The sequence below is a fragment of the Ruegeria haliotis genome, assembly GCF_013377785.1.
Classification (GTDB): Bacteria; Pseudomonadota; Alphaproteobacteria; order Rhodobacterales; family Rhodobacteraceae; genus Ruegeria; species Ruegeria haliotis.
In genome coordinates this window covers 175,827-200,990 of record NZ_JABXWT010000004.1, presented here as the reverse complement: position 1 = coordinate 200,990, position 25,164 = coordinate 175,827, and the positions used below count along the sequence as shown (strand labels likewise).

20 protein-coding genes are annotated in these 25,164 nt (G+C 54.4%); 4 read left to right on the top strand and 16 right to left on the bottom strand.

All coding sequences use genetic code 11. The features are described 5' to 3' along the window. Position 1: 1 nt before the first annotated feature. The gene (locus tag HW561_RS11400; RefSeq protein ID WP_176864806.1) at positions 2 to 1,774 is read right to left on the bottom strand and encodes a carbamoyltransferase family protein; all 1,773 of its coding nucleotides are present in this window, start codon (positions 1,772 to 1,774) and stop codon (positions 2 to 4) included. 545 nt (positions 1,775 to 2,319) lie between these two features. Here HW561_RS11400 and HW561_RS11395 point away from each other — a divergent pair. The 3 genes from HW561_RS11395 to HW561_RS11385 all read left to right on the top strand — a co-directional run bounded on the left by HW561_RS11395 (position 2,320) and on the right by HW561_RS11385 (position 6,590). Next, on the top strand, positions 2,320 to 3,891 hold the full coding sequence (locus tag HW561_RS11395) for a carbamoyltransferase C-terminal domain-containing protein (RefSeq protein ID WP_176864804.1): 1,572 nt from the start codon (positions 2,320 to 2,322) through the stop codon (positions 3,889 to 3,891). 98 nt (positions 3,892 to 3,989) lie between these two features. Continuing rightward, positions 3,990 to 5,522 (top strand): glycosyltransferase family 39 protein, encoded by a 1,533-nt coding sequence (locus HW561_RS11390; protein WP_176864802.1) that lies wholly within the window; start codon positions 3,990 to 3,992, stop codon positions 5,520 to 5,522. Positions 5,523 to 5,588: 66 nt separating this feature from the next. Beyond that, the gene (locus tag HW561_RS11385) at positions 5,589 to 6,590 is read left to right on the top strand and encodes a glycosyltransferase family 2 protein (protein ID WP_235962867.1); all 1,002 of its coding nucleotides are present in this window, start codon (positions 5,589 to 5,591) and stop codon (positions 6,588 to 6,590) included. A 19-nt stretch (positions 6,591 to 6,609) separates the two neighbouring features. Here the strand turns inward: HW561_RS11385 and HW561_RS11380 are convergent, their stop codons facing one another. Further along, positions 6,610 to 7,770, bottom strand: a complete 1,161-nt coding sequence (locus HW561_RS11380; protein WP_176864798.1) for a glycosyltransferase family 4 protein — start codon at positions 7,768 to 7,770, stop codon at positions 6,610 to 6,612. Between the two features lie 76 nt (positions 7,771 to 7,846). Next, a complete protein-coding gene (locus HW561_RS11375; protein WP_268952741.1) occupies positions 7,847 to 9,106 on the bottom strand; it encodes a lipopolysaccharide biosynthesis protein in 1,260 nt (419 codons plus the stop codon). A gap of 395 nt (positions 9,107 to 9,501) precedes the next feature. Here HW561_RS11375 and HW561_RS11370 point away from each other — a divergent pair, with 395 nt between their 5' ends. Further along, a complete protein-coding gene (locus HW561_RS11370; protein WP_176864794.1) occupies positions 9,502 to 10,449 on the top strand; it encodes a sulfotransferase in 948 nt (315 codons plus the stop codon). A 283-nt stretch (positions 10,450 to 10,732) separates the two neighbouring features. On the opposite strand, the gene HW561_RS11365 is transcribed toward HW561_RS11370, so the two are convergent. The 13 genes from HW561_RS11365 to HW561_RS11305 form a co-directional block, all read right to left on the bottom strand. Next, on the bottom strand, positions 10,733 to 11,938 hold the full coding sequence (locus tag HW561_RS11365; protein WP_211198608.1) for a glycosyltransferase family 4 protein: 1,206 nt from the start codon (positions 11,936 to 11,938) through the stop codon (positions 10,733 to 10,735). Positions 11,939 to 11,957: 19 nt separating this feature from the next. Next, positions 11,958 to 12,140, bottom strand: coding sequence for a hypothetical protein (locus HW561_RS11360; RefSeq protein WP_176864792.1), 183 nt, complete (start codon positions 12,138 to 12,140; stop codon positions 11,958 to 11,960). 50 nt (positions 12,141 to 12,190) lie between these two features. Further along, a complete protein-coding gene (locus tag HW561_RS11355; RefSeq protein WP_176864790.1) occupies positions 12,191 to 13,249 on the bottom strand; it encodes a glycosyltransferase family 4 protein in 1,059 nt (352 codons plus the stop codon). A 6-nt stretch (positions 13,250 to 13,255) separates the two neighbouring features. Next, positions 13,256 to 14,257 (bottom strand): glycosyltransferase family 2 protein, encoded by a 1,002-nt coding sequence (locus HW561_RS11350; RefSeq protein WP_176864788.1) that lies wholly within the window; start codon positions 14,255 to 14,257, stop codon positions 13,256 to 13,258. After that, positions 14,254 to 15,216: an NAD-dependent epimerase/dehydratase family protein gene (locus tag HW561_RS11345; RefSeq protein WP_176864786.1), complete on the bottom strand. Its 963-nt coding sequence runs from the start codon at positions 15,214 to 15,216 to the stop codon at positions 14,254 to 14,256. Before HW561_RS11345 ends, HW561_RS11350 begins: the two co-directional genes overlap by 4 nt. A gap of 117 nt (positions 15,217 to 15,333) precedes the next feature. Then, positions 15,334 to 16,230 carry a class I SAM-dependent methyltransferase gene (locus HW561_RS11340; protein ID WP_176864783.1) on the bottom strand — a complete coding sequence of 299 codons (897 nt, stop codon included), beginning with the start codon at positions 16,228 to 16,230 and terminating at the stop codon, positions 15,334 to 15,336. Further along, positions 16,230 to 17,444 (bottom strand): DegT/DnrJ/EryC1/StrS family aminotransferase, encoded by a 1,215-nt coding sequence (locus tag HW561_RS11335; protein ID WP_176864781.1) that lies wholly within the window; start codon positions 17,442 to 17,444, stop codon positions 16,230 to 16,232. The genes HW561_RS11340 and HW561_RS11335 overlap by 1 nt, the downstream gene beginning before the upstream one ends. A 25-nt stretch (positions 17,445 to 17,469) precedes the next feature. After that, positions 17,470 to 18,597: a CDP-glucose 4,6-dehydratase gene (gene rfbG / locus HW561_RS11330; protein ID WP_211198607.1), complete on the bottom strand. Its 1,128-nt coding sequence runs from the start codon at positions 18,595 to 18,597 to the stop codon at positions 17,470 to 17,472. A gap of 7 nt (positions 18,598 to 18,604) precedes the next feature. Beyond that, positions 18,605 to 19,411 (bottom strand): glucose-1-phosphate cytidylyltransferase, encoded by an 807-nt coding sequence (gene rfbF / locus HW561_RS11325; protein WP_176864779.1) that lies wholly within the window; start codon positions 19,409 to 19,411, stop codon positions 18,605 to 18,607. Positions 19,412 to 19,515: 104 nt separating this feature from the next. Beyond that, positions 19,516 to 21,159, bottom strand: coding sequence for a hypothetical protein (locus HW561_RS11320; protein ID WP_176864777.1), 1,644 nt, complete (start codon positions 21,157 to 21,159; stop codon positions 19,516 to 19,518). Further along, on the bottom strand, positions 21,156 to 21,578 hold the full coding sequence (locus HW561_RS11315) for a GtrA family protein (RefSeq protein WP_176864775.1): 423 nt from the start codon (positions 21,576 to 21,578) through the stop codon (positions 21,156 to 21,158). Before HW561_RS11315 ends, HW561_RS11320 begins: the two co-directional genes overlap by 4 nt. 92 nt (positions 21,579 to 21,670) lie before the next feature. Further along, positions 21,671 to 23,782, bottom strand: coding sequence for a polysaccharide biosynthesis protein (locus tag HW561_RS11310; RefSeq protein ID WP_211198606.1), 2,112 nt, complete (start codon positions 23,780 to 23,782; stop codon positions 21,671 to 21,673). Between the two features lie 479 nt (positions 23,783 to 24,261). Beyond that, entirely contained in the window at positions 24,262 to 25,119 is an 858-nt protein-coding gene (locus HW561_RS11305) for a sulfotransferase family protein (protein WP_176864771.1), read from the bottom strand. Between the last annotated feature and the right edge of the window lie 45 nt (positions 25,120 to 25,164).

Sequence of the window (25,164 nt, the reverse complement as noted above, 5' to 3'; positions counted from 1 at the left end):
ACTATGCCACTGCTTTGCTTGGGCTTTCCTCTTTCAGTGCCTCGCGCAATACGACAAAATCCCCGATCACCAAAGCGTCCACACCTGAGGCAGCAAAAGTTGCACAGGCGTTCAGCGGCGAATAGACGATGGGTTCCTGAATGTTGAACGAGGTGTTCAACAGGACCGGCACACCCGTTTTCTCGCCGAATTTGGTCAGCAGCGCGTGATACAGTGGATTGGCTGATTGCGAGACCGTATGCACGCGTGCAGTCTGGTCCGTGTGGGTGATCGCCGGAATGTCGGCGGCTCGTTCATCTCGCACACGAGCGACTATGTTCATGTAGGGGCTGGACTGATCGATCTCAAAAAAATCTGACGCTGCCTCTTCGGCGACACTGGGGGCGAAGGGGCGGAAATGCTCGCGCTTTTTAATCTTGGCGTTGATGTCGTCGCGAATGCTGTCCTGGCGCGGATCTGCCAGAAAAGACCGCGTGCCCAGGGCGCGGGGCCCGAATTCGGCCCTGCCTTGGAACCAGGCGATGATCTTTCCGGCGGCTAGCAGGTCGGAAACCTGGTCGATCAGTTGCGTTTCGGCCAACGCCATTTGTGGCTGCGCGCAACAGTCGTTCAACGCCATGGAGATCGACGCTGTATCCCATTCGGCCCCTTGATAAGGGCTGCGGACTGAGGCCAGATCAACACGATCATGGGGGATGCAGGCCAGCGCCGCACCCACCGCGCAACCCGCGTCATGCGGTGCCGGTGGGATGATGATTTCGTCAAACAGATCGTCAGAAATCAACGTTCCGTTGGCCGTCACGTTCAGTGCACACCCGCCCGAGATGACCAGTTTGCGTAAGTCCGGGTTTGCTTTTCGAACTGGGCCCAGAATGTGATGCAGCGCATCTTCGAAGGCCGCCTGTACCGATGCGGCCAGATCGATGTGGCGTTCATTCGGGGCGCTTCCGGGGGTGCGCGCTTCGCCAAACAGTTCCTCAAGACGCGGATGAAATACGCCGCGCAGAGCTGAATGGTAATCGCACAATGTTGTGTTCACACGATAGCCGCCATTATCCTCAAGCAACAATACTTCCTTGAGGATTGCGTCGCGGTAGATGGGTTTGCCATATGGGGCCAAACCCATCATCTTGTATTCGCCTTCCAGCATCTTGAAGCCAAGAAAGCCCGTGAAAGCGGAATAGAAATGTCCAAGTGAATTGGGCCAGCGATGGTCCGCAATCGATTCACGCTTACCGTTGCGGACAGTTGTCACGATGGTTGAGCTTTCCTCGCCCCCGCCATCATAAGAAAGCGAAACGAAGCTGTCCCAATCGCGCATCGCTTCGGCATAAAGCTGATGGGTCAGATGGTGGTTGATGTAATGCAACTTGAAATCGCAAGGGCCATGCTCGGCCGTCAGGATTTTACGGACGCGAAACAGGTCCATCCATCCGCTGTCTTGTGGAGTTTCACCACCAGTATCTGACGAAAACAAAGTGCCGATCCGAGTTGTCACGCTTTTTGCGGCGGATGGGCTTTGCAAGATTTTGCGTACAGTACCAACACCGCGTCCAACCATACGCCACGGCTGCCAATAGACCGCCACTTCGTTCACATCCGAGAATTTCAATCCGCCGATTCGAAGAACCTCGGCAATCGCGTGATGCGGAAATGCGCCGTCATTCTTGACCCGCGTCAATCGCTCTTCTTCAACCGCGGCAACCAATTTACCGTCTACAAACAACGCCGCCGCGCTGTTGTTCATCGTTGCCAAACCCAAAATCACTGACATAACCTAATACACCCTTGGCCAAAAACATTGCCGATAACGGACACAGAGTAACGGTCAGACGCTTGGCGGCGCAAGGTCGTAGGTCACACAAGCATGCTAAAAAATGCGTGTGCCCCTCTGTAACCGCGCCAGAGTCAGCAAAATCAACGCAAATGCCCGCGCTTTATCCTCATCGAATGGCAAACCTGTCGAAGTGAACTGGTCATGTTCTGAAAACAATAGCGGAAAATTTTGCAATCCGTTCACGAAAGTCATCATAGTTTTGTGGTCGCAGAGGGCGCAACAAAAGAGTGTTTACAAGACCCCCGCCTCTTCTGTTAGGTTGAACCTGATCAATTTGGCATTTGGTTCGGTTTTTGATTTTTCAGGTTTGCATGTGTGTCCTTATCGCCAATGTCCGATCTCGTATAATCCTGCGGGAATCCGACATGCGTTTTGCTAAGACAGTTCGTGACAGATGGGCAGCGCCTTGACCTCGCCGCTTATTTTATGTGGCGTTGTGGTCCGATGAATTCGAAACTGGCCAGTCTGGTGAGGTGCAAGGAATGAAGATTCTGTCTTTCAAGTCTGGCCATGATGGTACAGTAGCCGGAGTCGATTGCTTGGATGAAAGCCTGTTGTTCTCTTACGAGGCGGAAAAGAACAGCTTTCCACGGTACACACCAGTCACCCCCGACACGTTCATTGATGCAGGACTTTGGTTCAAAGATCTGCCTGATGTTCTGGCACTCAGCGGCTGGTCCAGCAACAGCACAGATCATGTCACGACATCTGGGGCCGGGTATTTTGGCACCGGGGCTGGATCGGAAACCGTTGGTAAACGCACGTTCTTTGGGAAAACAGTCGAGTACTACTCCTCAACCCATGAACGCGCTCATATCTGGTGCAGTTATGCGCTGTCTCCGTTTGCGCAGGGTGAGCCGTGTTATGTCCTGCTCTGGGAGGGCGCGCTGGGGGATTTCTACGAAATCGACCGTGACCTGAATATCCATCATCAGGGGCAGGTGATGACAGCGCCGGGGACGCGATTTGCCTTTCTCTATGCGCTTGCCGACCCTGAGTTTCCGATCTCGGGCGGAGAGCTGCGCCCGTCCGACCCTGGCCGCCTGATGGCGGCGTGTGCCTTTGGTGAACAGGGCCCGACGGACGAGGATGAACAGGCTCTGATCGATCAGCTTTTGTCGATAGACACGGCCACTGATCCGTTGCGCAAAAGCTCGTTTGTGAATTCGCCGTTTTTCAACATCGGTAAAGATAGCCAGAGGTTGAAGAATCTGGCAACCAAGCTGTCTGACGCCATCTTCAAGCAGTTTCATCAGTTCGCGCAAACTCATTTGCGTGATGGCCATCCGCTGATTATCGCAGGCGGCTGTGGGTTGAATGGAAACTGGAACGCCCAGTGGGAGCAAAGCGGCCTGTTCCGCGAGGTGTTCGTGCCACCGACAACAGGCGATTCCGGTTGTGCCATTGGTACAGCTGTCGATGCGATGCGCCATTTCACCGGACGGGCCAAGCTGCGATGGTCGGTCTATTCCGGGCAATCCTTCTGCGACGACAAGATCGACCTCAAGGGGCTGACGGCTTCGGAATTGAACCTCAAAAGCGTGGCGCAAGCATTGCATGATGGCAAAATCATCGGCTGGACTCGCGGCAATTGTGAAATCGGGCCGCGAGCGTTGGGTAACCGCTCGATCTTGGCTGCGCCGTTCAAGGCGGAGACACGGGCGCGATTGAACCGGATCAAGGGGCGTGCGGAAAACAATCCGGTGGCGCCCTCTTGTTTGGAAGAGGACGCACATCTGCATTTTGATCTGAAAAATCCGTCCCCGTACATGCTGAGATTTCATCAGGTGATCGACCCTGATCTGGGCGCGGTCACCCATGTGGACGGAACCGCCCGCGTGCAAACGGTGCGGCGCGACCAAAACGCGTTTTTCTATGACCTTCTGACCGAATTCAAAGCGATCTCGGGGACTGGAATCCTGTGCAACACGTCACTGAACTTCAAAAATTCCGGCTTTATCAATACGACCAGTGATCTTGGCCATTACGCCCGACAGGTGGGTTTGGATGGGTTTGTCGCTGGAAATACGTTTTATGAGATCAACAACATTTAGGGTCGAACAGCCCTGTTCGATTGAGACACCCAGACGGAACAGAGTAGTATGAATAGTGTAACGAGTTTGTTTTTAGCGAGTATTGAAGGAGGTCGGTCATGAACACCGTCCGCTCAAATCAAATGGATAGAGCTGATTTTATGTGGTGTGCCGGACTCGCTGTTCTGGCCGTTGTCTTGTTTGTCGTCGCGACGCCCTGGGGCATTGGCATTCGACCTGACTCTGCATTTTATTTGGGTTTTCCGTTTTTCCTACAGGGTAATTCCCCCGGATATGTCTGGGCCATTGAACTGGTTTCTGCGACAGGCTTGGACAGTATCTCTGCCGCTACACTATTGAACATGGGATTCTTTTCTCTGAATGCGCTGATCGTTTACGTTTTAGTGCGCGGGTCCGGTGCCTCCAGACTCATCGCCGCCATAGCCGGATTGCTGATTCTGACTTCACCGCTTGTCTTCGAACTGCACGTTACCGTGTTGTCCGAAGGCATGTTCATCTTTCTTTTGCTTGTGACTTTGGTCTTGCTCAGCATGTACGCAGACTCTGGCGCTCTACGCTTCCTGCTGGCCGCCGGGCTTGTATCTATACTTGTCTTCCTGACCCGCTTTAACGGTGCGCCTGTTTGGGTTGTGGGAGTTCTGACGGTTGCCTTCCTCGGACCGCAGAGCGGAAAAACCAAGGTAATGCACGCGCTTGCCTTCGTTGCGGTCGTCATTCTGCCATTGCTCCTGTGGTCTCTGATCGAAGCAAGAACCGGAGGCACGGGTTTGGGTCGTGAATTTGGCTTTCTTGGCAACCCGTCTCTTGAGATACTGATGCAGGGCGCCAATTCAATCTGGGTTTCTTTTTTCCCAAATATCGTTCCGGGGTTTGTGAAGGTTTTGGCGACCTTTGCCGTGATTGCTCTGCTCGTTGCTGTTGTCTGGCATGAGACCAACAAGTGCGTTTTCTCGGGTGGCAAGGAAACCAACACCAAGTTTGCGACCTTCCCTCTGATTGCAACTGTCTACATTTTTGGCCATTTCGCACTGCTGTTGCTGTCGTTGCTGATTGAATCGTATTTGCCACTCAAACCTTCGTATTTTGCGCCGGTCTACGTACTCATCGTGGTTATTGGCGCGCAATACAGTACGATGTTGCGTAAAGCTGGCAACAAAGGCTGGCAGACATTGCTTGGCACCTCTTTATTGGTACTCGGAGCCTTGGTTCTCACATCGAACTTGGCCAGAACGGGCAATTTAGTTGTAAAATATCGCAGCGAAGGGATCTTTTTTGCGGGTCCACAGTGGTATCAATCGCCCTTGGTGTCCGAGATAAACAATCTCGACCCGGAAGTATTCGTCTACACTAACGCGCCGGACGTGGTGCATCTGTTGACGGGCAACGGCACCACGTGGATCCCGATGAGGTTCAACCGCCGCACAGGCAAGGAGCATCCAACGCGTCCCTATCAGAAGACCTTAACAGAGATGCGCGAAGGTCTTGCTCAGGGAAAAGCCGTGGTCGCGTTCTTTGATGAGGTGACCTGGCGTTTCTATCTGCCAACCCAACAGGAATTGACCGAAGAACTGGACCTGACAGAAATGGTGAAAACCACAGACGGCACGCTTTTGCATGTAGTTGCAAATTAACCGGGTGCTCGATGGTGCCGTAATGAGATACAATCGGATCAACTCGAATGACATGGGGAAAACATCATGCTCATGACCCAGAACAAAGAAGATTTCAAAGATGACGTCTCGGTTTCACCCAAACCGCAGGCGTTGGAAATCGCAGTCATTCTACCTTGCTACAATGAAGCCGTCGCAATCGGAGAAACCGTTGCCCAATTCCGCGACGCGCTGCCGAATGCGACGATCTATGTTTTTGACAACAACTCGACCGACGAGTCGATCCGCGTGGCGCAAGAGGCGGGTGCAGTTGTGCGGTCTGAACCATTGCAGGGCAAAGGCAATGTGGTCCGACGGATGTTCGCGGATGTGGATGCGGATGTCTATATCATGGCTGATGGGGATGCGACCTATGACAGCGCCGCTGCCCCCGAGCTGGTGAATTTGCTGGTGTCCCAAAATCTGGATATGGTGAATGGCGCCCGTGTGAACAAGGAAACCGAAGCTTACCGTCCCGGCCACAAATTCGGCAACGCGCTGTTTACCGGCCTGGTAAAGTTCTTCTTCAGCAGCAAAATCAACGACCTGCTATCCGGTTATCGGGTCTTCAGCCGACGTTTTGTCAAAAGCTTCCCTGCCGTGTCTGATGGGTTTGAAATTGAAACCGAGCTGACCGTTCATGCGATGCAGATGCGGATGCCGATAGGCGAAGTTAAGACCAGCTATTTCTCTCGCCTGCCGGATTCGGATTCAAAGCTTTCGACCTTCAGAGATGGTTGGCGTATCCTCAAAATGATCAGCTTGTTGATCAAGGAAGAAAAACCGATGGCGTTCTTCCTGTCACTGGCTTTGATCGTTTTTGTACCGTCGCTGCTGATGTTCTTTTCCGTGCTGGGTGAGTTTCTGGAAACCGGTATCGTGACCCGCATGCCATCACTTGTTGTGGCGGTTTCAGGTTTTGTTGCCGCCATGCTGTCGGTCGTGTGCGCGCTGATCCTGGATTCGCTGGCACGGGGGCGCCGCGAAATTCGACGCCTGTCGTATCTGCAATACCCGGGCTTTGCGCGGGTGATTGACCCCGAAGGCTGACTTCGGGGCCGTTTGCTGGTCAGCTCAGTAGCTGATCATAGATTTTGCACACACCGTCGATATGGATCGCCATGCCAAAGTTGTCGCGGGCATGACGTTGCCCTGCCGCGATAATCTTATCGCGCAACGCCTTATCCTGATGCATCCGCATGACCGGGTCAGCAAAAGCGCCAGCGTCAAACGGATCTACAAGAAACCCGTTTTCCCCATCAACGATCGCCTCGACATTTCCACCATGGCGTGTGGCAACGACCGGAGTGCCCAGATACATTGTCTCGATCAACGTACGTCCAAACGGTTCGTCCAGAGCGGTGACCAGGTTGGCATCCATCGCTGCCATGTAGCCGTCAATCGGTTGACGAAAACCCATCATGTGAATTTGGTTTTCCATCCATGCTTCGGTCGCCAAATCCGCACATGTCTTGTCCAACTGATTTCCCCGATCAACGACGCTGCCAAAAAGGAACCCATGTACCGGAACATCCGGCATCTGTTTTTGAATGGCCGCTACGGCTTTGACAAAGTGATCGGGGCGTTTGCGCGGTACGAAGTTTCCGAAATAGCCCAGCAGTAGAGCATCATCAGGCAGGCCCATTTCGGTCAGCACCTGCTGACGGGCGGTCGCAGGGTCTGGTGGGGTGGGATTGAAATCAAAGGGGCTGCGTATGACGGTGAATTTGTTGTCCACCGACCGCACCGGATTGCTGGGTTTCGAAAAGTGGGAAACGCTGATGATGTGATCTGACAGTACAGGTGCCAATTTGTTGATGCCAAAGGCTGTGGGATCCTGCCGGTGGTGCCAGATATGCTTACGCCCCGACAATTTGGTCGGTAGGGCCCAGTTCGAATGCATGCGACCCTCATTCGTGTGCACGATGTCTGGCTTGATCCGGTTCAAGACCGAGATGAAACCGGGTACGCTGGACAACATGTACCGCGCAGGGCCGCAATCTCCTTCATAGCTGATTTGCCCCGGGGACATCAGGCTGGGTTTCTCCAGAACCTCGTAGTCCAGTCCGAGCGATCGGGCATAGTCCCCGGCCAGACCATCCTTATAGTGAACCAGAATATAAGGTTCGTATTTTGATCGGTCCAAACCGGCCGCCAGCTTCATGGCCGAGACATGGCTGCCACCGATCACGGTGTCGCCTTCAAAAGGGAACAGGATACGTTTCGTCATTACTCATCTCGTTAATCGTAAAATACCGGGAATCCGGAGGAACACATCGGGCTTTGTTTAACTTGGTTGCTGTCCCCTACTGCGGTGCCAGGTAGGATCGGATCGCCAAAATGCAGCCGGTCGTCCAGACGATATTGAAAATTACATGGGATAAGGCGACACCCTCGATCCCTAAAACAAACAGAAGCGGTACAAACGAAACCGCAAAAACACCAGTCGCGACCATGGTGGTCCGAACAAGCGCCCGGTCCAGCCCCATGCTCAGCAGTGTCGGGTTCAGAGACAGCCCGCCCAGATATATGACTGCTGCAAACATCAAAATCGTCATGACTGGCGCTGCGCCTTCAAACTCTGCGCCAAACAACAGAACAGCCAGATCAGGCATCTTCCAAGCCAAGGGCACCGAGATTGCAAGTGAGAACCCAAACATCAGGAACGATGTATACCGCACCAATTTCCAAAAATGCCCATGTTCTCGGGCCGACCAGAGGCGCGTCATTTCAGGATATAGGACTTGCCTGATCGGCCCTCCGATCCGCACGATATTGGTCATAATACGTTTGCCGACCTGATAGAAACCAACCGAAGTGACATCCAGCAACGCTCCGACCACCAGAACATCCAAGCGTTGTGTTGATTGCCTGAGGACCACATTGAAATTCGAGTTCCACAGGAATCTCAAGAATCCGGGATTTTGTTTCAGCGCGGTTCTCAGCTTGAGGGGCATGAACGCCTTCACGCCCCGCCGCCGCAATTCCCGCAATGCTATGAAAAAGGCCACGAGCCCAGTCAGAACCTGATGCATTAGCATCAGCGCCAGAAATGCCCATAGGCCAAGATCCAACAGAAATACAATGATCGTCCCTATCAAGCGCAACCCGGCGACGACCATGTCCGAGATGGCCAGCAGATCGAACCTGTCATGGATTCTTAGTACGGCAATACCGGTCGGCCTCAGAGACAGAAACAGCCCTATCGCAACCAAAACAAGATAAGACGACCCGTTGTCTTCGGGCAAACCGATCAGCGGTGCCAGAAACGGCGCCAGAAGGATCGCGACTGTACCGGCCAATAGACCGCCGACGATATCAATGACGACCGACAGTTTGACAAGGTGACCAAATCTTTGGGCATCATCTTCGGTCAGAGCATCGCTGCCATACTTGATGACGGCCTGCCAGGGTTCCAGACGACATAGCCGGTCCAGCACTTGCACATAGGCATCCACCAAAGCCAAAACCCCCACCGCAGCGGGGCCCACCGCACGTGCGGTGATGATCAGGGTGGCCAAGCCGAAAACGGCTATCAAGATTTGGGACAAGAACAACCACGACATGTTCTTGGCTAGCCGCCCAATCAAAGATCTGGCATCAAACCGAATCATAGCGTTATTTGGCGGTAACTCCGGGTGCTAACCCGGCCACCCAAAAACAACATGGTGCAAAAACCCTTGGTACTCGTCTCAGGTCAAAATACCTTTCATCACTCGTCAAATTTCAATTTTGGCGATTCTAGTCGCCTCTACTTCTATCATTTTGTTTTTTACGCTTGTATCGTTTTACGAAAGCGCAGTTTGATGGGGAAATCCAGTCCTGTTTTTGGAAACCGGTTTTGAACATGCGAAAATTTCTATGGGGTCCACTCGAAGTAGGACGAAAAAATGCGATGACCTACTTTTTCAGAGTGGGGACATTAAGTGGTCGGTCGAGTTTAGGTATTGATTAACGCTATATGGAACAAGCAAAAGTTCTCATCCACATCGGGTATCACAAGACAGCGACATCCGCGTTGCAGAAACAACTGTTCTCAGCGTCAGATGGCCCATTTGCCAGCCCACACGGGGAGCAAAAATACGTCCTGTCTAACAGATTCGTGTTGCCGCAACCGCTGACATTTGATTCATCAGCAATTCGTGAACAATACGCGGATTTTCTAGAGACTTCGCGCAATTCAGGAAAAGTCGCCGTCTTTTCGCACGAGCGTTTTTCGGGTTATCCCGCCTCGGGTGGATTCGACAGCCCTATGATCGCGCAGCGCTTGAAGCAAACCTTCCCCGAGGCGCACGTGCTGATCGTCTTCCGCGAGCAGTTGTCGAGTATCCTGTCGATGTACAGCCAGTACATAACTGATGGCGGCCACAAATCTCTGAAGGGGTATTTGGCTCAGATCGAGCCCATGATGCGTCGGGTTCCGATGTTCAGCCCGGACTTCTACCGGTATGATAGGCTATTCAAATACTATCAGACCCTGTTTGGCCCCGAGCGGGTACATGGGCTTACATATGAACAGTTTGTTCAGGATTCGGACGCGTTTGTGTCGCGACTGTGTAAGTCATTAGATATCTCGTCGCCACAATGCGCATTCGTGAAAACCAACACAAAGCGTTCGCAGAGCTTCCAGGTCTTGCAACGTGGTGTAAATCGTATTTTCAGCAACAATCAGCTCAGCACGGGCGCGTTGATACCGTTTCCTTATGCGACGCGTCGATTCGGCAAGCTGAGCGGTCCGATCAGTCGAATCTTTCCCAAAGGGCTGGATCAGATGTTGGAACAACGTATGGCCAAACTTGTCGCGGCTCAGTTCGAAGGCACCTTTGCCGAGTCCAACGCCAACCTGCAAGAATTGACCGGTCTGCAGCTTGATAACTATGGGTATCAGTTGCCGCCTGACGCGCACTGACCCTACTTTCTACGCAAATCAAAAGAGCCAGAAAAGCAAATGACCAGCACCCCAAATGCTGGTCATTTTTTCCGAGTGAGTGATAGTGCCGTGAGGCTTCACCGGTGGTAATCTCTGGTTGAACCTAAGTTACCAAAGCAAGACCATGCCGGGTATTAGGGGAATCCCGTAGGCCGGGATTTTTTCACTCAGATTGGCAAAGAAAATGCTGTTTGCGCCGTGATCAGTCGAAAATTAAGGGGCGAGTCTGCTCCGCGAATTTCCAATAAGATTACTGAGTTCCTTACTTCAGCACGGTCTGCACCAGTTGCTCGTGTTGACCCAACAAGCCCATTTTCCTCAGAAGGATTGTGTTTACACGCCGTACATCGAATACGGCTTCGGCCTGAAGCCTTGAAGCCTGCCCCATTCCCCGGATTAATTCAGGATCGTCGAGGAACCTTGCCATTGCCTGACTTAGCTCTTGCGGACTGCGCATCGGTACAACAAAACCCGTTTTGCCCTCGATCACCGGGTCCGCGCAACCAGGGGCGTTTGTCGTGACGACGGCCCGACCTGTCGACATCGCCTCGAGGATCGTGCGCGGAATCCCCTCGCGATACGCGGAAGGCAGCACAAATACCGAGCACTCTTTCAAGTAAGGGCGAACATCTGTGGTTTCCCCAAGATACTCAACCACGCCTTCGCGGGTCCAGCCATCGATCTCGCGTTGTCCGACAGAATCCGGGTTTGCGTCCATGGGGCCCAAAAGCTGAAACCGGGCTTGAGGGTGATCGCGCTTCAAAGCCCTGGCCGCATCGACAAAGTCAAAAACCCCCTTTTCGCGCAAAAGCCTGGATATCATCAGAAACACAGGTGGTCCGCCGGGTGGGCTGGAAGGCGCGTATTTAGTCAAGTTCACACCCGAACCCGGCACAATGCTCAACTGCGTACCGGCGCCGATCATCCGACGCGCCCGAAACTCTTCCTCATCCGCCTTGTTATAGACCAGCAACTCATCAACGCCTTTTAAGGATGCTCGGTACAGATTGGACGAGATCATTCGAACCAGACGGCGCTTGAGGCCGGTATTCTGCGCGTTGAAGACATAGCCCAATCCAGTACACATCGCATACTTACGCGATACGCGGGCCAAGCGAGCGGCCAAACACCCATAAATGATCGGCTTCATCGTATAGGCGAATACTGTATCTGGCTGAACCTCTTCAAATATCCGCCTGAGGGCACGCAAGGTTTTGATGTCTTCAAGCGGATTCATACCTGTTCGGGACATGGGAAACGGAACAAACTTGACCCCAATGTCGCGCAATGCGGCCTCGCTCGCCTCATGACGTTCTGGCCCACAGGCTATCACCTCGGCCCGCTGCGACATTTCACGCAGCAGATCAAACCGGAAATTCACCAGCGAGGACGTCAGATTGGCGACAACCACGATCTTGCGAACAGACGCATCTTGTCCAGTTTGCAGGCTTTCAAGTGATTGCAACACAGCACACTCCAGTCACTCATCATTCAAACCGCACCCGCGCGGAACAATCAACATATTCAACAAATTCCGGCCAAATCTGTTCCAGATTGACGCTGGAAATCAGCAAACCAGCCCTGCGGTTTTCACCGAGCCTGACGTGCCCAGCGAGACCCAGCCGTTCGACCAGATGCGGCTCGCTGGCTCTGTTGGAAATCGCGTTCAAGGAATTCACAACTGTCTAACCCTTCCGTTTGCCCGTGCGCTGCCACCGCCCTAAACTGCATCGTCGATTGCTTCATCCCACTCAGCAAGAATGTTGTCAGGCGCCAGCCAGACCCGGCTTTCCAGATCCGCGTCCCGCATACGCTGCAACAAGTCGGGGGATTGAGACAACCGCAGAACCGCCTGGGCCAAAGCTTCTACATCCTCGGGCGGGACCAGCAGGCCATTTTCTTCGGGTCTGATCAACTCACGCGGGCCATAAGGGCAGTCGAATGAAACAACTGGAAGGCCGGTAACAGTCGCTTCGGCGAGCACATTAGGAAACCCCTCGTAACGTGATGGAAACACAAGAATATCCGCTCCGTCCATCCACGCACCTGGAACCGGGCTAGAACCTGGCAAGGAAACAACATCCGTCAGCTTTAACTGCTTGCGCATTGCCTCAAGCGCTTCGCGTTCCGGTCCTTCTCCAAATATGGTCAGCTTTGCATCTGGATTGCCTTTCAAAATACGCGGCATCGCTGCCAGCAACAGGTCAAAGCCCTTTTGCCGGTCCAGGCGACCGACCGCGACAAGATTTGTCGCCCCGACGCCCAGGTGCTCGCGAGCGCCCGGTGGCAATGCGCAGGGGTTTGAGATCACCCGTGCTTTGCGTTGCACTGCGCCGGGCAGATCCTCGCATGCTCTGTGTGTTTGCATCACAACTGCATGTGCTCGCCGCGCCAACAAGTTCTGGGCATGGCGCCATAGCGGGTGGGCGGATTGTGCGCGTGGATTGTTGCGTTCCGAAATAATGACGGGCACCTGGCGATCGAGCGTTGCCAACAAGGTCAGAACGTTGATCTTGGTCAGGAAGGTCACAACAACGTCGGGAGAAACATCCTGAATCACTTTCCGAATGTGGCGAAGGCGATCCAATTGCCCGCGATCAGATTGAGCAATATGCAGGGTCACCGTGTCGGGAAACTCAAAATATGAACCGCCGGGGGGAATGGTCAGACCTGCGACATGCACTTCGTCCCCCCTCTCGACCCGATGGGCGGCCAAAATCGAGACGATTTTTTCCGCGCCCCCTACCCCGAACCCGCCCTGAACGATCAACAGTTTCACGCGGGCCTATCCTGATATTTTTGTGCGCGGCTCTTCAGCCTCGCGCAGAGGCGGCGACAATGGCTGGTCGCTCGGGCCAGGCCGGTTCAGTTCTCGTTCTACGATGGGTCGGTTCAAATCTTTCGATTGCAGGAAAATGCGACCAATGTATTCGCCCAGAATACCAAGAAACATCGCGTTCAGAGTCATCGACAGCAACAGCAAAATGGTGGTTGTGGCAAAGCCCGGGGGCCAGTCATGGCCAAAGACAAGCCTGGCGATCAGATAACCGATCATCAGCAGGAACATCGCCAAACCTACCGTTAAACTGATCATCGAAGCCAACCGAAGCGGTAACAGCGAATGGTTAATCAATCCGTCCACGGCGAGTGAAAGCATGGCGCGGAACGGAAATTTAGACTCTCCCGCAGTCCGGGCGACCCTATCATACTCGATGCCAACTTGATTGAACCCCATGCCGCTGATCAGGCCTCGAACGTAAGGCGAGCGGTCATCGACCCGCCGCAGTTCGTCCAGAATACGACGGTCGGTCAGGCGAAATTCACCTGCATTGCGGGGCAGATCGTCGTCGCTGATCATGTCGATCAGGGCATAGAATCCGCGTCGTGCGGCGGCAACGAACGGGCCATCCGGCAGGCTGCGGCGGATTCCGTACACGACATGATTGCCCTGCCGCCACAGATCCAGCATTTGCGGGATCAATTCGGGCGGATCTTGCATGTCACAATCCATTTGTACTGCGCAAGCTCCAGTAGCCGAACGGTAGGCCGTCAGGACCGATGCCTGATACCCCATATTACGGGCAAACCGAATAACACGTACACGCGGATCAGCATTTGCAATCTCGGTCAGGAGTTCAAATGTTCGGTCCTCGGAATGATTGTCGGTGAAAATGATCTCTAGCTCATACTCGTCCAGCCCATCGAACACAGCGAGAACCCGGTCATAGGCCGTACGTACGTTGTCTTCTTCATTGTAGGCGGGGATAAGGATGGAAACGAGTGTCATGATGCCTGTCCTGTCACTTTGGCGCCGTGGTGGTTATGTTTGGCCCATTCGACCGTGTTTCGAAGACCTTCAATCAGTGGCAGCTGTGACTTCCAGTTGTGGCTGGACTTCATCAGCGTGGGATCGTTGACCAAATCCATCGGCGGCGTCTCGGGGCATCCGAATTGCAGCAGATCCTCCGGGGCCATGATCATGTCACGCAAGAGCATGGCCACGTCCCGAACTTTGGTGGGCACACCGGTGCTGATATTGACCACTGGCCCAGCGGTAGATGGATCAGAACCCAAAAGCAACAATCCCCGAACCACGTCATCTACATGGATCAGATCTCGGGCATCATCCGGCCTGCCAATATGCGCGGCGCGATGACTCAGCAGGCACTCAATCAGATAAGGCACAAGCTGATGACCTGTCTGACCCGGCCCATAGGTCAGTGACAACCGGGCTGTGACAGCAGGAAACGGTAAACGAGATTGCAGCATCTCAAGGTATTTTGTGCCGGTTAGCATTGAGGCCCCATAGCTATCGCGCGGGCGCTCACACTGCGTTTCGACATAAGGAACCGGAATGTCACCGTACTCCGCAATGGTCCCCAACCGCACAAAGGCGCCCGGAGGGGCTTTGCTGCTGGCCGCCGCACGCAGCACAGACAGAAAGCTCTGAACATTTTCTTCAAGGCTGTCGACCGAATCCGACAGGTTGGCGGCGGGTGGAATACGGGTTTTGGCAGCGGCGTGATAAACCTGATCCGGGCGAAACTCTGCAAAAACGTTTTGAATCTCCGCCTCGCACATCAGATCTACGCGACAAAGCTCGACACCCGGTCCGACACTTATAAGTCGATCTGCAGACGACCCTGACCGCACGACTGCGGTCACCTGATCGCCACGTGCAAGGCAGGCCTGAACCAGATGAGAGCCGATGAACCCGTTGGATCCGGTGATCAGAACGCGCATCATGGCGCGCCGCCCGGACGGAGAAAATGTCGAAATACCTTAAACATACCTGTCTCTGCTTGCTCTAACGAAGCATACACCAACAAAGCGATCCGGTGAAATAAACCGGCCACCGCAGGGCTATTGTGCGCCTTGATAGTGCGCGACCGCCTCTTTTGGTTGCAATTTGGTATCAGATTTGCGGCCCAGAAAGAAAACACCGCTGGCCCCGTCCACGCGGTATGGCTCCGGGATCAAACGGTCCAGATATTGTGCCCAGAAAACACAAAGCTTGGCCACTTTTCCCGCTGTTCGGGATCGGAACAGTCCCCGGAACAGATAATCCACAGACCACATGAACTGCACACCCGGCCCCGCGCTGGCTCCGGAATCGATCCGATCGAACGCCCGGAACAGATATCTGTGTCCACTTTCGGTGAAACGGGTGAAATCATACGGGCCTTCATGAACCTGCTGTAGAAAAGGCGTTTCCGCATAGATCAGACCACCCGGTTTCAGAACCCGATGGATCTCGGACGCGACCTGTCGCGGGTCCAGGACGTGTTCCAGCACCGCCTGAATAACCACACCATCAAAGACGTCATCCTGCATCGGGATGTCATGCGCATCGGCCACAAACTGGATGTTTGGAGACTGGTAAATGTCAAATGCAAAGATCTGAACATTGGGATCTTCGTACAGTTCCCCCATCCCCTGCCCGACACTACCGCCGCCAACGATCAGAACCCGAGGATTTGGATTCAGGGCCTTCATCTCGGACAAGAACCGATCGACGTTGCGCAGCGTAACCTTCTTGACGGGCGAGGCCAGTCGTTTGAGAAACTTGATCGGCCCACGATAGGCCGGGCGGTGGATCTGTGACTCGACCTCGATATCCGTCGGTTTCGGTGGCTCAATGACCGAGTCCTCATAGTGCACATAAACCGGCACCCCGCCGTTGACGACGCTGGGGCCGGTCCCCTGCTTGAAATCGTCCCGGATCAGATCCCGGATCGCCTCGGTCGGGGCCAGTGGCATCAGGATGCCTCCCGCGAGAGACCCGCAACATGCGGCTGCAGGAATTCGGTGACCTTTTCGTGCATAAAATCGATCTGCGGCTGAACCAGACCGTGGTGGCAAGCCAAGAGAATACCGCCCCGCATCACAGCATCCGAGATCGGATAACCAGCTGGGTCGCTGCGATACTCGACATCTTTCATTGCCGGTTGGCGCAGAATGTTACCGGTAAACACCGGGCGGGTCTGAATGTCGGCTTTCTCAAGGAAAATCTGCAACTCGCGGCGGGTAAAGGGTGCATCCTCGCGGATGGTCAGCGGAAAGGCCAGCCAACCGGTGCGCGACCCGGGCAGCTGCTCGGGCAAGACGAACCATTCCTCATATTGCGCAAAGAAGGCACGATGGTCATCAAATGCCTCTTCACGCACTTTGATATTGTTGTCGAGTTTCCCCAGTTGAACCAGACCAAAGGCGGCGCTGACCTCGGAAGGTTCCAGATTGTAACCCAGAGCCTCAAACAGGAACTTCGCATCATATTCAATGCCATCCAATTCGACATTAAACCTATTCTCAATGGCCTCGGACTCTACAAACAAGGATGAGCTGCGCCCCCACGACCGCATCAACAACGCCTTACGGGCCAGTTCATCATCGCTGACACACAACATACCGCCATTGCCCGCGCCATTGATAACGTGGCTGCCATAAAAGCTGGTGGTTGAGACGTCTGAGTATTTGCCAGTGCTGACGCCATCCATCGTTGCGCCTAGCGTGTCTGCACTGTCTTCAATCACTTTCAGACCATGTGCATCAGCCAATTCCCGGATCTTGCGCCAATCCGGCAAATTACCGATCAGAGATGGGATCATCATGGCAGACGTGTTTGGCGTGATCATCCGTTCGATTTGATCAACGTCGATATTATAAGTCCCGACTGCGGCGTCCACGAAAGAGGGGATCAAACCCTGGCGCACCAGCGGCGCGACCGTTGTGGCAAAGGTCAAGGCGGGCGTGATGACCTCGCTACCTTTTGGTAGGTCCAGAATCTCGACCGCCAGATAGTTCGCTGAAGAGCCGGAGTTGGTCATGATGCCATGCGATTTGGCGAATAAAGTCGAAACTTTCTCCTGCATTTCACGCACTTTGGGGCCCATTTGAGTCGATGTCTTCAGAACCTCGACAACGGCATCGATCTCTTCTTGGCCGTGTACTGTCTGCCCGTAATTCACTCTCATAAAACTCACTCCTTAAATATGCAGCTTACTGCGCTGCGACCGTCGGGCGGTCAGGTTCAACTGATGATATCAGGGTTTCGAAATGTTCGATCTGTGCGGCGGTTGTTTGTGCCATGTTGCCGCCGCTGGCATGTGCCTTGTACCAATCGGCGGTCAGGTCGATTGCCTCTTGCAGAGACAGGCGCGGACGCCAACCCAGACGGGATTGAGCCTTGGTGCTGTCGAGCCGCAGAATGCCTGCCTCGTGCGGGGCATCAGGCACCTGATCAGGGAAGCTGAACGCGGGCGCACCCGTTCCCCAGGCACGCTGGATCATTTCAGCCAGTTGCCGCACGTCCACCGTGCTTGAGACGTCCGGGCCGAAGTTCCATGCTCCCGCATAGGCTGCACCGCCCGTCAGCATCTTTTCCGCGACCTGCAAATAACCGGACACCGGCTCCAACACGTGCTGCCATGGCCGGACGCTTGCTGGATTGCGAATTTCCACCGCTTCGCCTTTTGCCCACGCACGAATGACGTCAGGGACCAGTCGATCTTCACCCCAATCGCCACCTCCGAACACGTTACCGGCCCGGACTGTCGCCAATTGCGGTCCTTGCGGATCGGCAAAAAAGGAATGCGCGTAAGATTGGGCTACAAGTTCGGTTGCTGCCTTCGAGGCGCTATACGGATCCTTTCCGCCCAGTGGATCGTTTTCACGATACCCCCAAAGCCATTCCCGGTTGTCGTAGCACTTGTCGCTGGTGATCACGACCACCGCCTTCAGCGATGGCATCTTGCGCGCTGCTTCAAGCACATTGACCGTGCCCTGAACATTCGTCGCAAAGGTTTCGGCCGGTTCACGGTAGGATTTCCGGACCAACGGCTGCGCCGCCATGTGGAACAACACTTCGGCATCGACACCCGCCAATGTCTGAGACAGGGCGGCCGGGTCACGGATATCGGCAAACCGGCTGTCCGTTGCGGCCGCCAGACCAGAAGCCTCGTAAAGCGAAGGCCCTGGTTCGGGCGGCAGTGACACGCCGGTCACGCTGGCCCCCAGCCGACTTAGCCAAAGCGACATCCAACCGCCCTTAAAGCCGCTGTGCCCCGTCACAAGGACGCGGCGGCCATGAAATTGGCCGCCGAACATCTGATCTTGATGAGCGTTCATTTTGCCCTCAAATTGCAACCGGGTATTCAGTCGAGGCTTTCTCGCCGAATTGCATCCAGGGTGGCGTTTCCTCTTCGCTTAGCGCGTTCAACGCGTTGCGGTCGCGGATCGTATCCATCGGATGCCAGAAACCATCGTGACGATAGGCCATCAGCTCGCCATCGCGGGCCATCTGGGACAGTGGGGACTGCTCCAATGGTTCCATATCATCGACCATGTAATCCATGACGCCGGGTTCGAACACGAAATACCCACCGTTGATCCAGGTCTCGCGACGCCGCACCTTTTCGGTGAATGCATCCACACGGTCGCCCTTGATCTCAATATTGCCGAACCGCGCGGGCGGCTGCACGGCGGTTACTGTCGCCAGTTTACCGTGGGACTTGTGGAAATCGAGCAGCGCGTTGATATCAATGTTTCCCAGACCGTCGGAATACGTACACATAAAGGTCTCGCCGGGATTCAACCACTCTTTGAGACGACGAATGCGCCCGCTGGTCATAGTATGAGCACCGGTATCCACCACGGAAACATTCCAGCCACCCGGCGCCGACGGCACAAGTTTCAGCTCTCCGGTGTCGAGAGCCACTGAAATATTGTTGGCAATCAAATGATAATTGGCGAAGAACTGCTTAAGCAGCAGCGCCTTGTAACCTGCGGCCACGACAAAATCACGGTGCCCAAAATGGCTGTAGATATCCATGACACGGGCGATGATGGGGCGGCCCCCAACTTCGACCATCGGCTTTGGTATCGAAACTGTTTCCTCGGCCAGTCTCGATCCCAGCCCTCCTGCCAGAAGTACTGTCTTCATCTGTGCTACTCCTCAAAAACCTTTTACTAAAATCTGCACATTCGCACCGGTGTCCCAAGTGTTCCGTCCAACGTGTCGTGGGTGGGTTTGGAGATTCTCTATGATCACTCTACCGCACCTGCGCGTTTCGAGTATATCACACCTTGGCCATAGCGGTTATCTAACCCTTCTTTTTGCACCGCAGCGTAACCATTTGTTTCCGCATAGCGCAACAATGGGGCCTCAAGCGCGGAATCATATCCCAATAGGAATGCGGACGGCGGGTTGGAATCAAACAGGGCCAGCAACTGATCCTCGTTGGCCATCACGTAGTGCTGCGCCAAATCCGGGTCCGTATAGGGTGCGATGCGATAGGCAAACGGGCCCGTCGAAAGTTCGGCATAAACCGGCAGATGTGCTTCCAAAGGATAGAGCGGCATCAGAGTCGCAACCGGCCCATCGGGGCGTTCGCTTTCTGCCACAACCTCGCGCAGGGACGCGCCGCCTTTGGCCAAGCGGGCCGACGTAAAGTTGTCTGGTTTCGCCAAATTCAAAAGACCAGGTGCCAGACGTGGGGCACCCAATAGAAATAAAAGAGCAAATCCGGCAACGCACAGCGGCGCAACCTGAGCACGCTTTTCCTGCGGTACCAATCGATAGATCAGGGCTGCCAGTAACGGTACGGCGACCAAAGGCTGGATATAGTACTGCGAAAAGCCCGGTGTGGGTACAAAACTGAACAGCGCGGTCGCGCCCAATACCACCAGAACCAGCAGAATTTGACCCAGTCCGGATCGATCTTGCCTTGATCGTGTGCCACCCAGAACAGCAAGGTAGAACAAAACCATCAATCCGATCAACGCTGCGCCACCAAACCACGTGGCATAGGCCAGTTGAATCTTTCCACCCAACCCCATCGCCAGGCTCGGTTCAGATGCTGCATTGGCCTGCCAAAAGGCGATATGCGGACCGGTGTGGAATTTAAGCACATGGGCCAAAAATCCGGACGGGTCAGCTCCGAGATACCAGAACAAAGGAATTGCGCCGATCAAGCCGCCAATCAACAATGGCACAACAACTGATCGAAGCCGTTCTGAAAACGGCATATGCCAGGGCAAAAGAAAGGTTGCGATTGCGATCGGCGGGATGACCACCGCTGCGCTGACTTTCAGACCTGCTGCAATTGATAAACACAGGCCCGAAACCAACAGCCACAAGACACGAGGCCGGTCGCGCAGGGTTTCAACGATAAATAGACCCAACCCCCACGCAACAAATGGCATTGGCAGCAGGTTGTTGCTTGCAGCCATGCCGGCCTGTGTCTGAAGTGTTTCATTGACGACCAATGCCACGACGAAAAACATCGCCAGCAGGCCCGATCCTGAAATCCGCCAAGTCGCCCATCCAATACCTGACGCCAGCAACAGCCACGCGCAGAATTGTCCGAACCGAGCAGAAGCCAACAGGCCCTCTCCGCCAAAAATCAGGTAGACCCCCCTGTAAAACCAGGCGGAATTGGGGACGTGGTTGTAGAAGAAATCGCTGTAAAGACTCCAATACCCCAACAATTCCGCTGGCGGCACGAACATCAATTCATCGCGACGCAGACCATATCCCATGATACGCCCGTAGAGCGCCGCAAACAGAACGACAATAAAGCCTGCGACCAGCACGCGTGACAATATGCTGCTGGCATACCATCTGGAAGATTGTGGCGAGGCGTCAATGCTGCGGTCAACGTTCAACACCGGGTCTGCGGATTGGGTCACTGGACAACCTCCGGCTGATTCGGGCGCAATGCGCGGGCGATCAAAGCATACGACAATATGACAGTTGGTCCCAATGCAACGGCTTGCGCCAGATAAGCGTCCAGACCCAATTGCAAAAGACCCCACAAAAGGCCCGCATTAAAGGCGTAAATCACAACGTAAGACACCGCATATTGCGGTAGTCGACCATAGCCCTGAACATAAAACACATAGCGACCATGGACCTGAAAGTTCCACAGCACGCCCACAGTGAATTGGATAGCCAGGGCCAATTGGGGATGCATACCCGACCACACCAGACCCGAAAAAACTGCATATCCAAACAGCGTGTTTATCACACCCGCACCCACAAACCGCAGGACGCGCTCCACCCGATTATGGGTGGAGGTGTACACGCCGGACTGACTTAATCCTGACATTTCATAATCACGCTCCGAAGAGCCCTTATTCACTCGTACTACACACGGCCGGGGGTCATGGCCGCCACACAAAATTGCATTAAACTATAATTTTAACGACCACCGATGGTTTCCAAGGCATCCTGCTTATGGAACCCACCGACCAAACTCTCTGTTGGGATCGCGTGAAGTCTTGGCTTGGACGGACGATTTACCAGCTCTTTGGCTTCGATTGGGCGCAAGCCATTGGCGCCATAACCAGGCACCAGTTCCTTCAGCAATTTCTTGACTGAAAGTTCGTTCCCGTCTTTGGCCGCCTGCTCCAGTTTGAGGATCATGGCGCGCAGACGTGCAACGGACACACCTTCGGGAATGGCCGAGGATACGCCCGGAATGCCGCTTTCGCGGTGTTCTTCGGTCACATCGAACAACTCTTCATAAAGCTTTTCACCCTTGCGGATACCGATGAATTTGATGTCGACATCTTTGTAGGGAACCAGGCCGGCAAGACGGATCATCCGTTCGGCCAAATCGACGATCTTGACCGGGCGACCCATGTCGAGAACAAAGATCTCACCATGGCTGTTCTCCAAATTCAGCCCTTTCGCAGCGGCAACCAAGGTCAATTGCACAGCTTCGCGAATGGTCATGAAGTACCGTTCCATCTTGGGATCGGTCACGGTCAGCGGACCACCTTCGGAAATCTGGCGCTGGAACAGCGGAATCAGCGAACCGGACGAGCCCAGGACGTTGCCAAACCGGACTGAGAAGAAGCGCGTGGCCTCATCGGTTCCGTTTGTCACGCGGTCCTGCGCCTGAGCATAGAATTCAGCAACGCGCTTGGTTGCGCCCATGACGCTGGTGCTGTTGACGGCCTTGTCGGTCGAGACCTGCACCATCGCAATGGCACCGATGTTGCGCGCAGCATCCGCAACGTTACGGGTTCCGATCACGTTGGTCAGAACGCCCTCGCACGGGTTCAGCTCGACCATCGGCACATGTTTCAGCGCAGCGGCGTTGAACACCAATTCCGGGCGGTGACGCTCGAAGATCGAATTCACGCGATCCGCGCTGCGGATGTCGGCGACATAGATACGGCGAGCCACTTCGGGGAAGTTTTGGCTCAGATCCATGTCGATCGAATAGGCATTGTACTCGCAATTCTCGATCATCACGATTTCCGCAGGTTCGAATGATGCGATCTGACGCGTCAGTTCGCTACCGATCGAGCCTCCAGCGCCAGTGATCAGAACCCGACGGCCCTGGAACATCTCGCGCAGCATTGACCGCTCAACCGCCTTTTGCGGACGGTCCAGAATATCTTCGGGATTTACAGTGCGAATGCCAGAGCTTTCGGTTCCCAGCTCTTCCAAGCCAGTCAGACGCGACACGGTGATGCTATTGGCTTCAGCCCAACGGGTCAGTTTGCGAATGCCATCGCTTTCAAAGTGAGTCACCGGTTCGGTCAGCAGCAGGCGCTGAGGCAGCGTGTCGTCGAACTTCAGGCGCTCAATCACAGCGTCCGCGTCCAGCAGCGAGCCAATAATCTTGACGTCGTGGAAATACAGACCTTGCGTGTTACGGGCGTCGTCAATGATGCCGACGGGCTCGTATTTGGATTCTGTGTTGCGCAGCGAGCGGACAAACAAGTCACAGCTTGCCCCTGTTCCCACAAGGATCACTGGAATCTTACCATCCAGGCGCGCAGCCCGGCCCTGAACCTTACGTTTGAATTCCGTGCTGCGGGCCAGAATACGCAGGCTACCAAAGGCCGGAACGATCAGGAGAAACTGGATGACATACACGGCCAACGGAACTTGGGACGTGATTTGAACCGCCATTCCCAACAGTGCCAGCACTCCGACGCACAAAGCCGAAGCGCGTACGATCAGTGTCACATCACGCAGCGATGTGGATCGGGTGTGGCGCTTGTAGATACCGGACATGGGCAAGATGGCCAGCGCAACGAGGCAGGACATAATGACAAGAGGGATCAGGACAGCCGCAGGCTGTGCTGGCAGCACACCCCCGTTGGCCAGGACTACCGCCATGACCACGGAAATTGCCGATGCTGCGACATCGCCGATAACCAAACGGCGGTTCGCGCTCAACTCATTGAGTTTTTGCTTCAACGTGGACCCAAGATCACCCAGCTTCAGCTCGGGCTCGATCATGTTTTCTTTAACAGATCCATTTTTGAGCTTAACCAACTCATGCTCATACATACTCTGAACTCCGGCGTAAAAATTGCCCACTACCACTCGACTCAAATAGACGGACCGTTAAACAGTCGCCCCGCCTCCAAAGCCGCACTCATCCGCCAGCACATACCAAGTGCCAGCAAGTTTGACCTATTTAACTAAAAGTCCCCCACAGCGGCCCAGGCACAACCAATATTGGCACCCAAAACCAAAACCCCTTTCTCACTCGTACAAACCAAACCACTATTCCAACTGACCAAACAAACGGTCGATACAGTCTTAATGTAGTTTAACGGTACCACACCACAAAGGGGAGCAAAATGCTTTTTTCACCCTGTCGACACCATTAGACCAAAGAATTGCCTTATTTCCACGTGTTCGCCTACTGTTCCCTCGCCTTGAGACTATGCACCGAGGCACGTGCAAGCGAGCGACGCAGACGCATTTTAGCTGTCTTTGTTTCCAAAGTGGAAACTCGCCAACGCTCTGAGTGGGCGCAGTCATCAATTGATTCGCTCCGACGAAGCCGTTTTGGTCCGGGACCAGGCGCGGCAGATATCCGGATTGGATTGCTCAATTCCGGCAATATCAGCGGCATAGTAATCTGCCATTTTACGGGCCAGATCATTGCTCAACGGTGGGTACTTTGTTTGTCGTGCGACCGCGTTCCGCAAAGACCGAACTGGCCAGGTGTGGCGAACCGGATCCAGTACACTCCGCACCGGGGCCAAAACTTTGCGTAACGAGAGCGGAACCATCGGAGCATTCTTGTCCTTGACCCGCTTTCTCACCGGCGGCTCCAATTTGGTCGTGATCTCCAGATGTGTCTGAACCTTGTCTAGATTGCCCACAGGATTGCGCCGGATGTCTTCGTAAGCCAACAACAGGATCTGGTCCTCAGGAAACAAATCATAGAACCGTGTCAGGTGATAGGCATAGCGTCCATCTGACAAGAACCGTTGATCTGCGGCCTTTGCGGGATCCAGGTAATCCTCGATGCGCGCGGATACCTCGCCCCTGCGAAACAGCATGCAATAGTCGGAATAAGCCCGCTGCACCGGATCACGCATCTGCAGGATCAGACGAGCCTCGGGCGCGAAATCGCGGATACGTTGGGCTGCCAATGGCTCAGTCAGGTATGAGTTTGATTTCTCACCAATCAGGTTCGCAGTTTCGCAATCTTCGAACTGATCCCGATACCAGTCCAGACCCCTGTCATATTCGCGGGAAAAGAAGTGCAGTTCGGGACCCGGCATATAAAGTGCCGGGGTTTGGGTCAGCGATTGCTGTAGCCACGTGGTGGCGCATTTGGCAGCGCCGATGATCAGAAAGTCGACCGGACGGTCCAGGGGCAATGGCATGTTAAAACTCGTAAAATAAAACCTCCGAAGCACAGGCTCCGAACA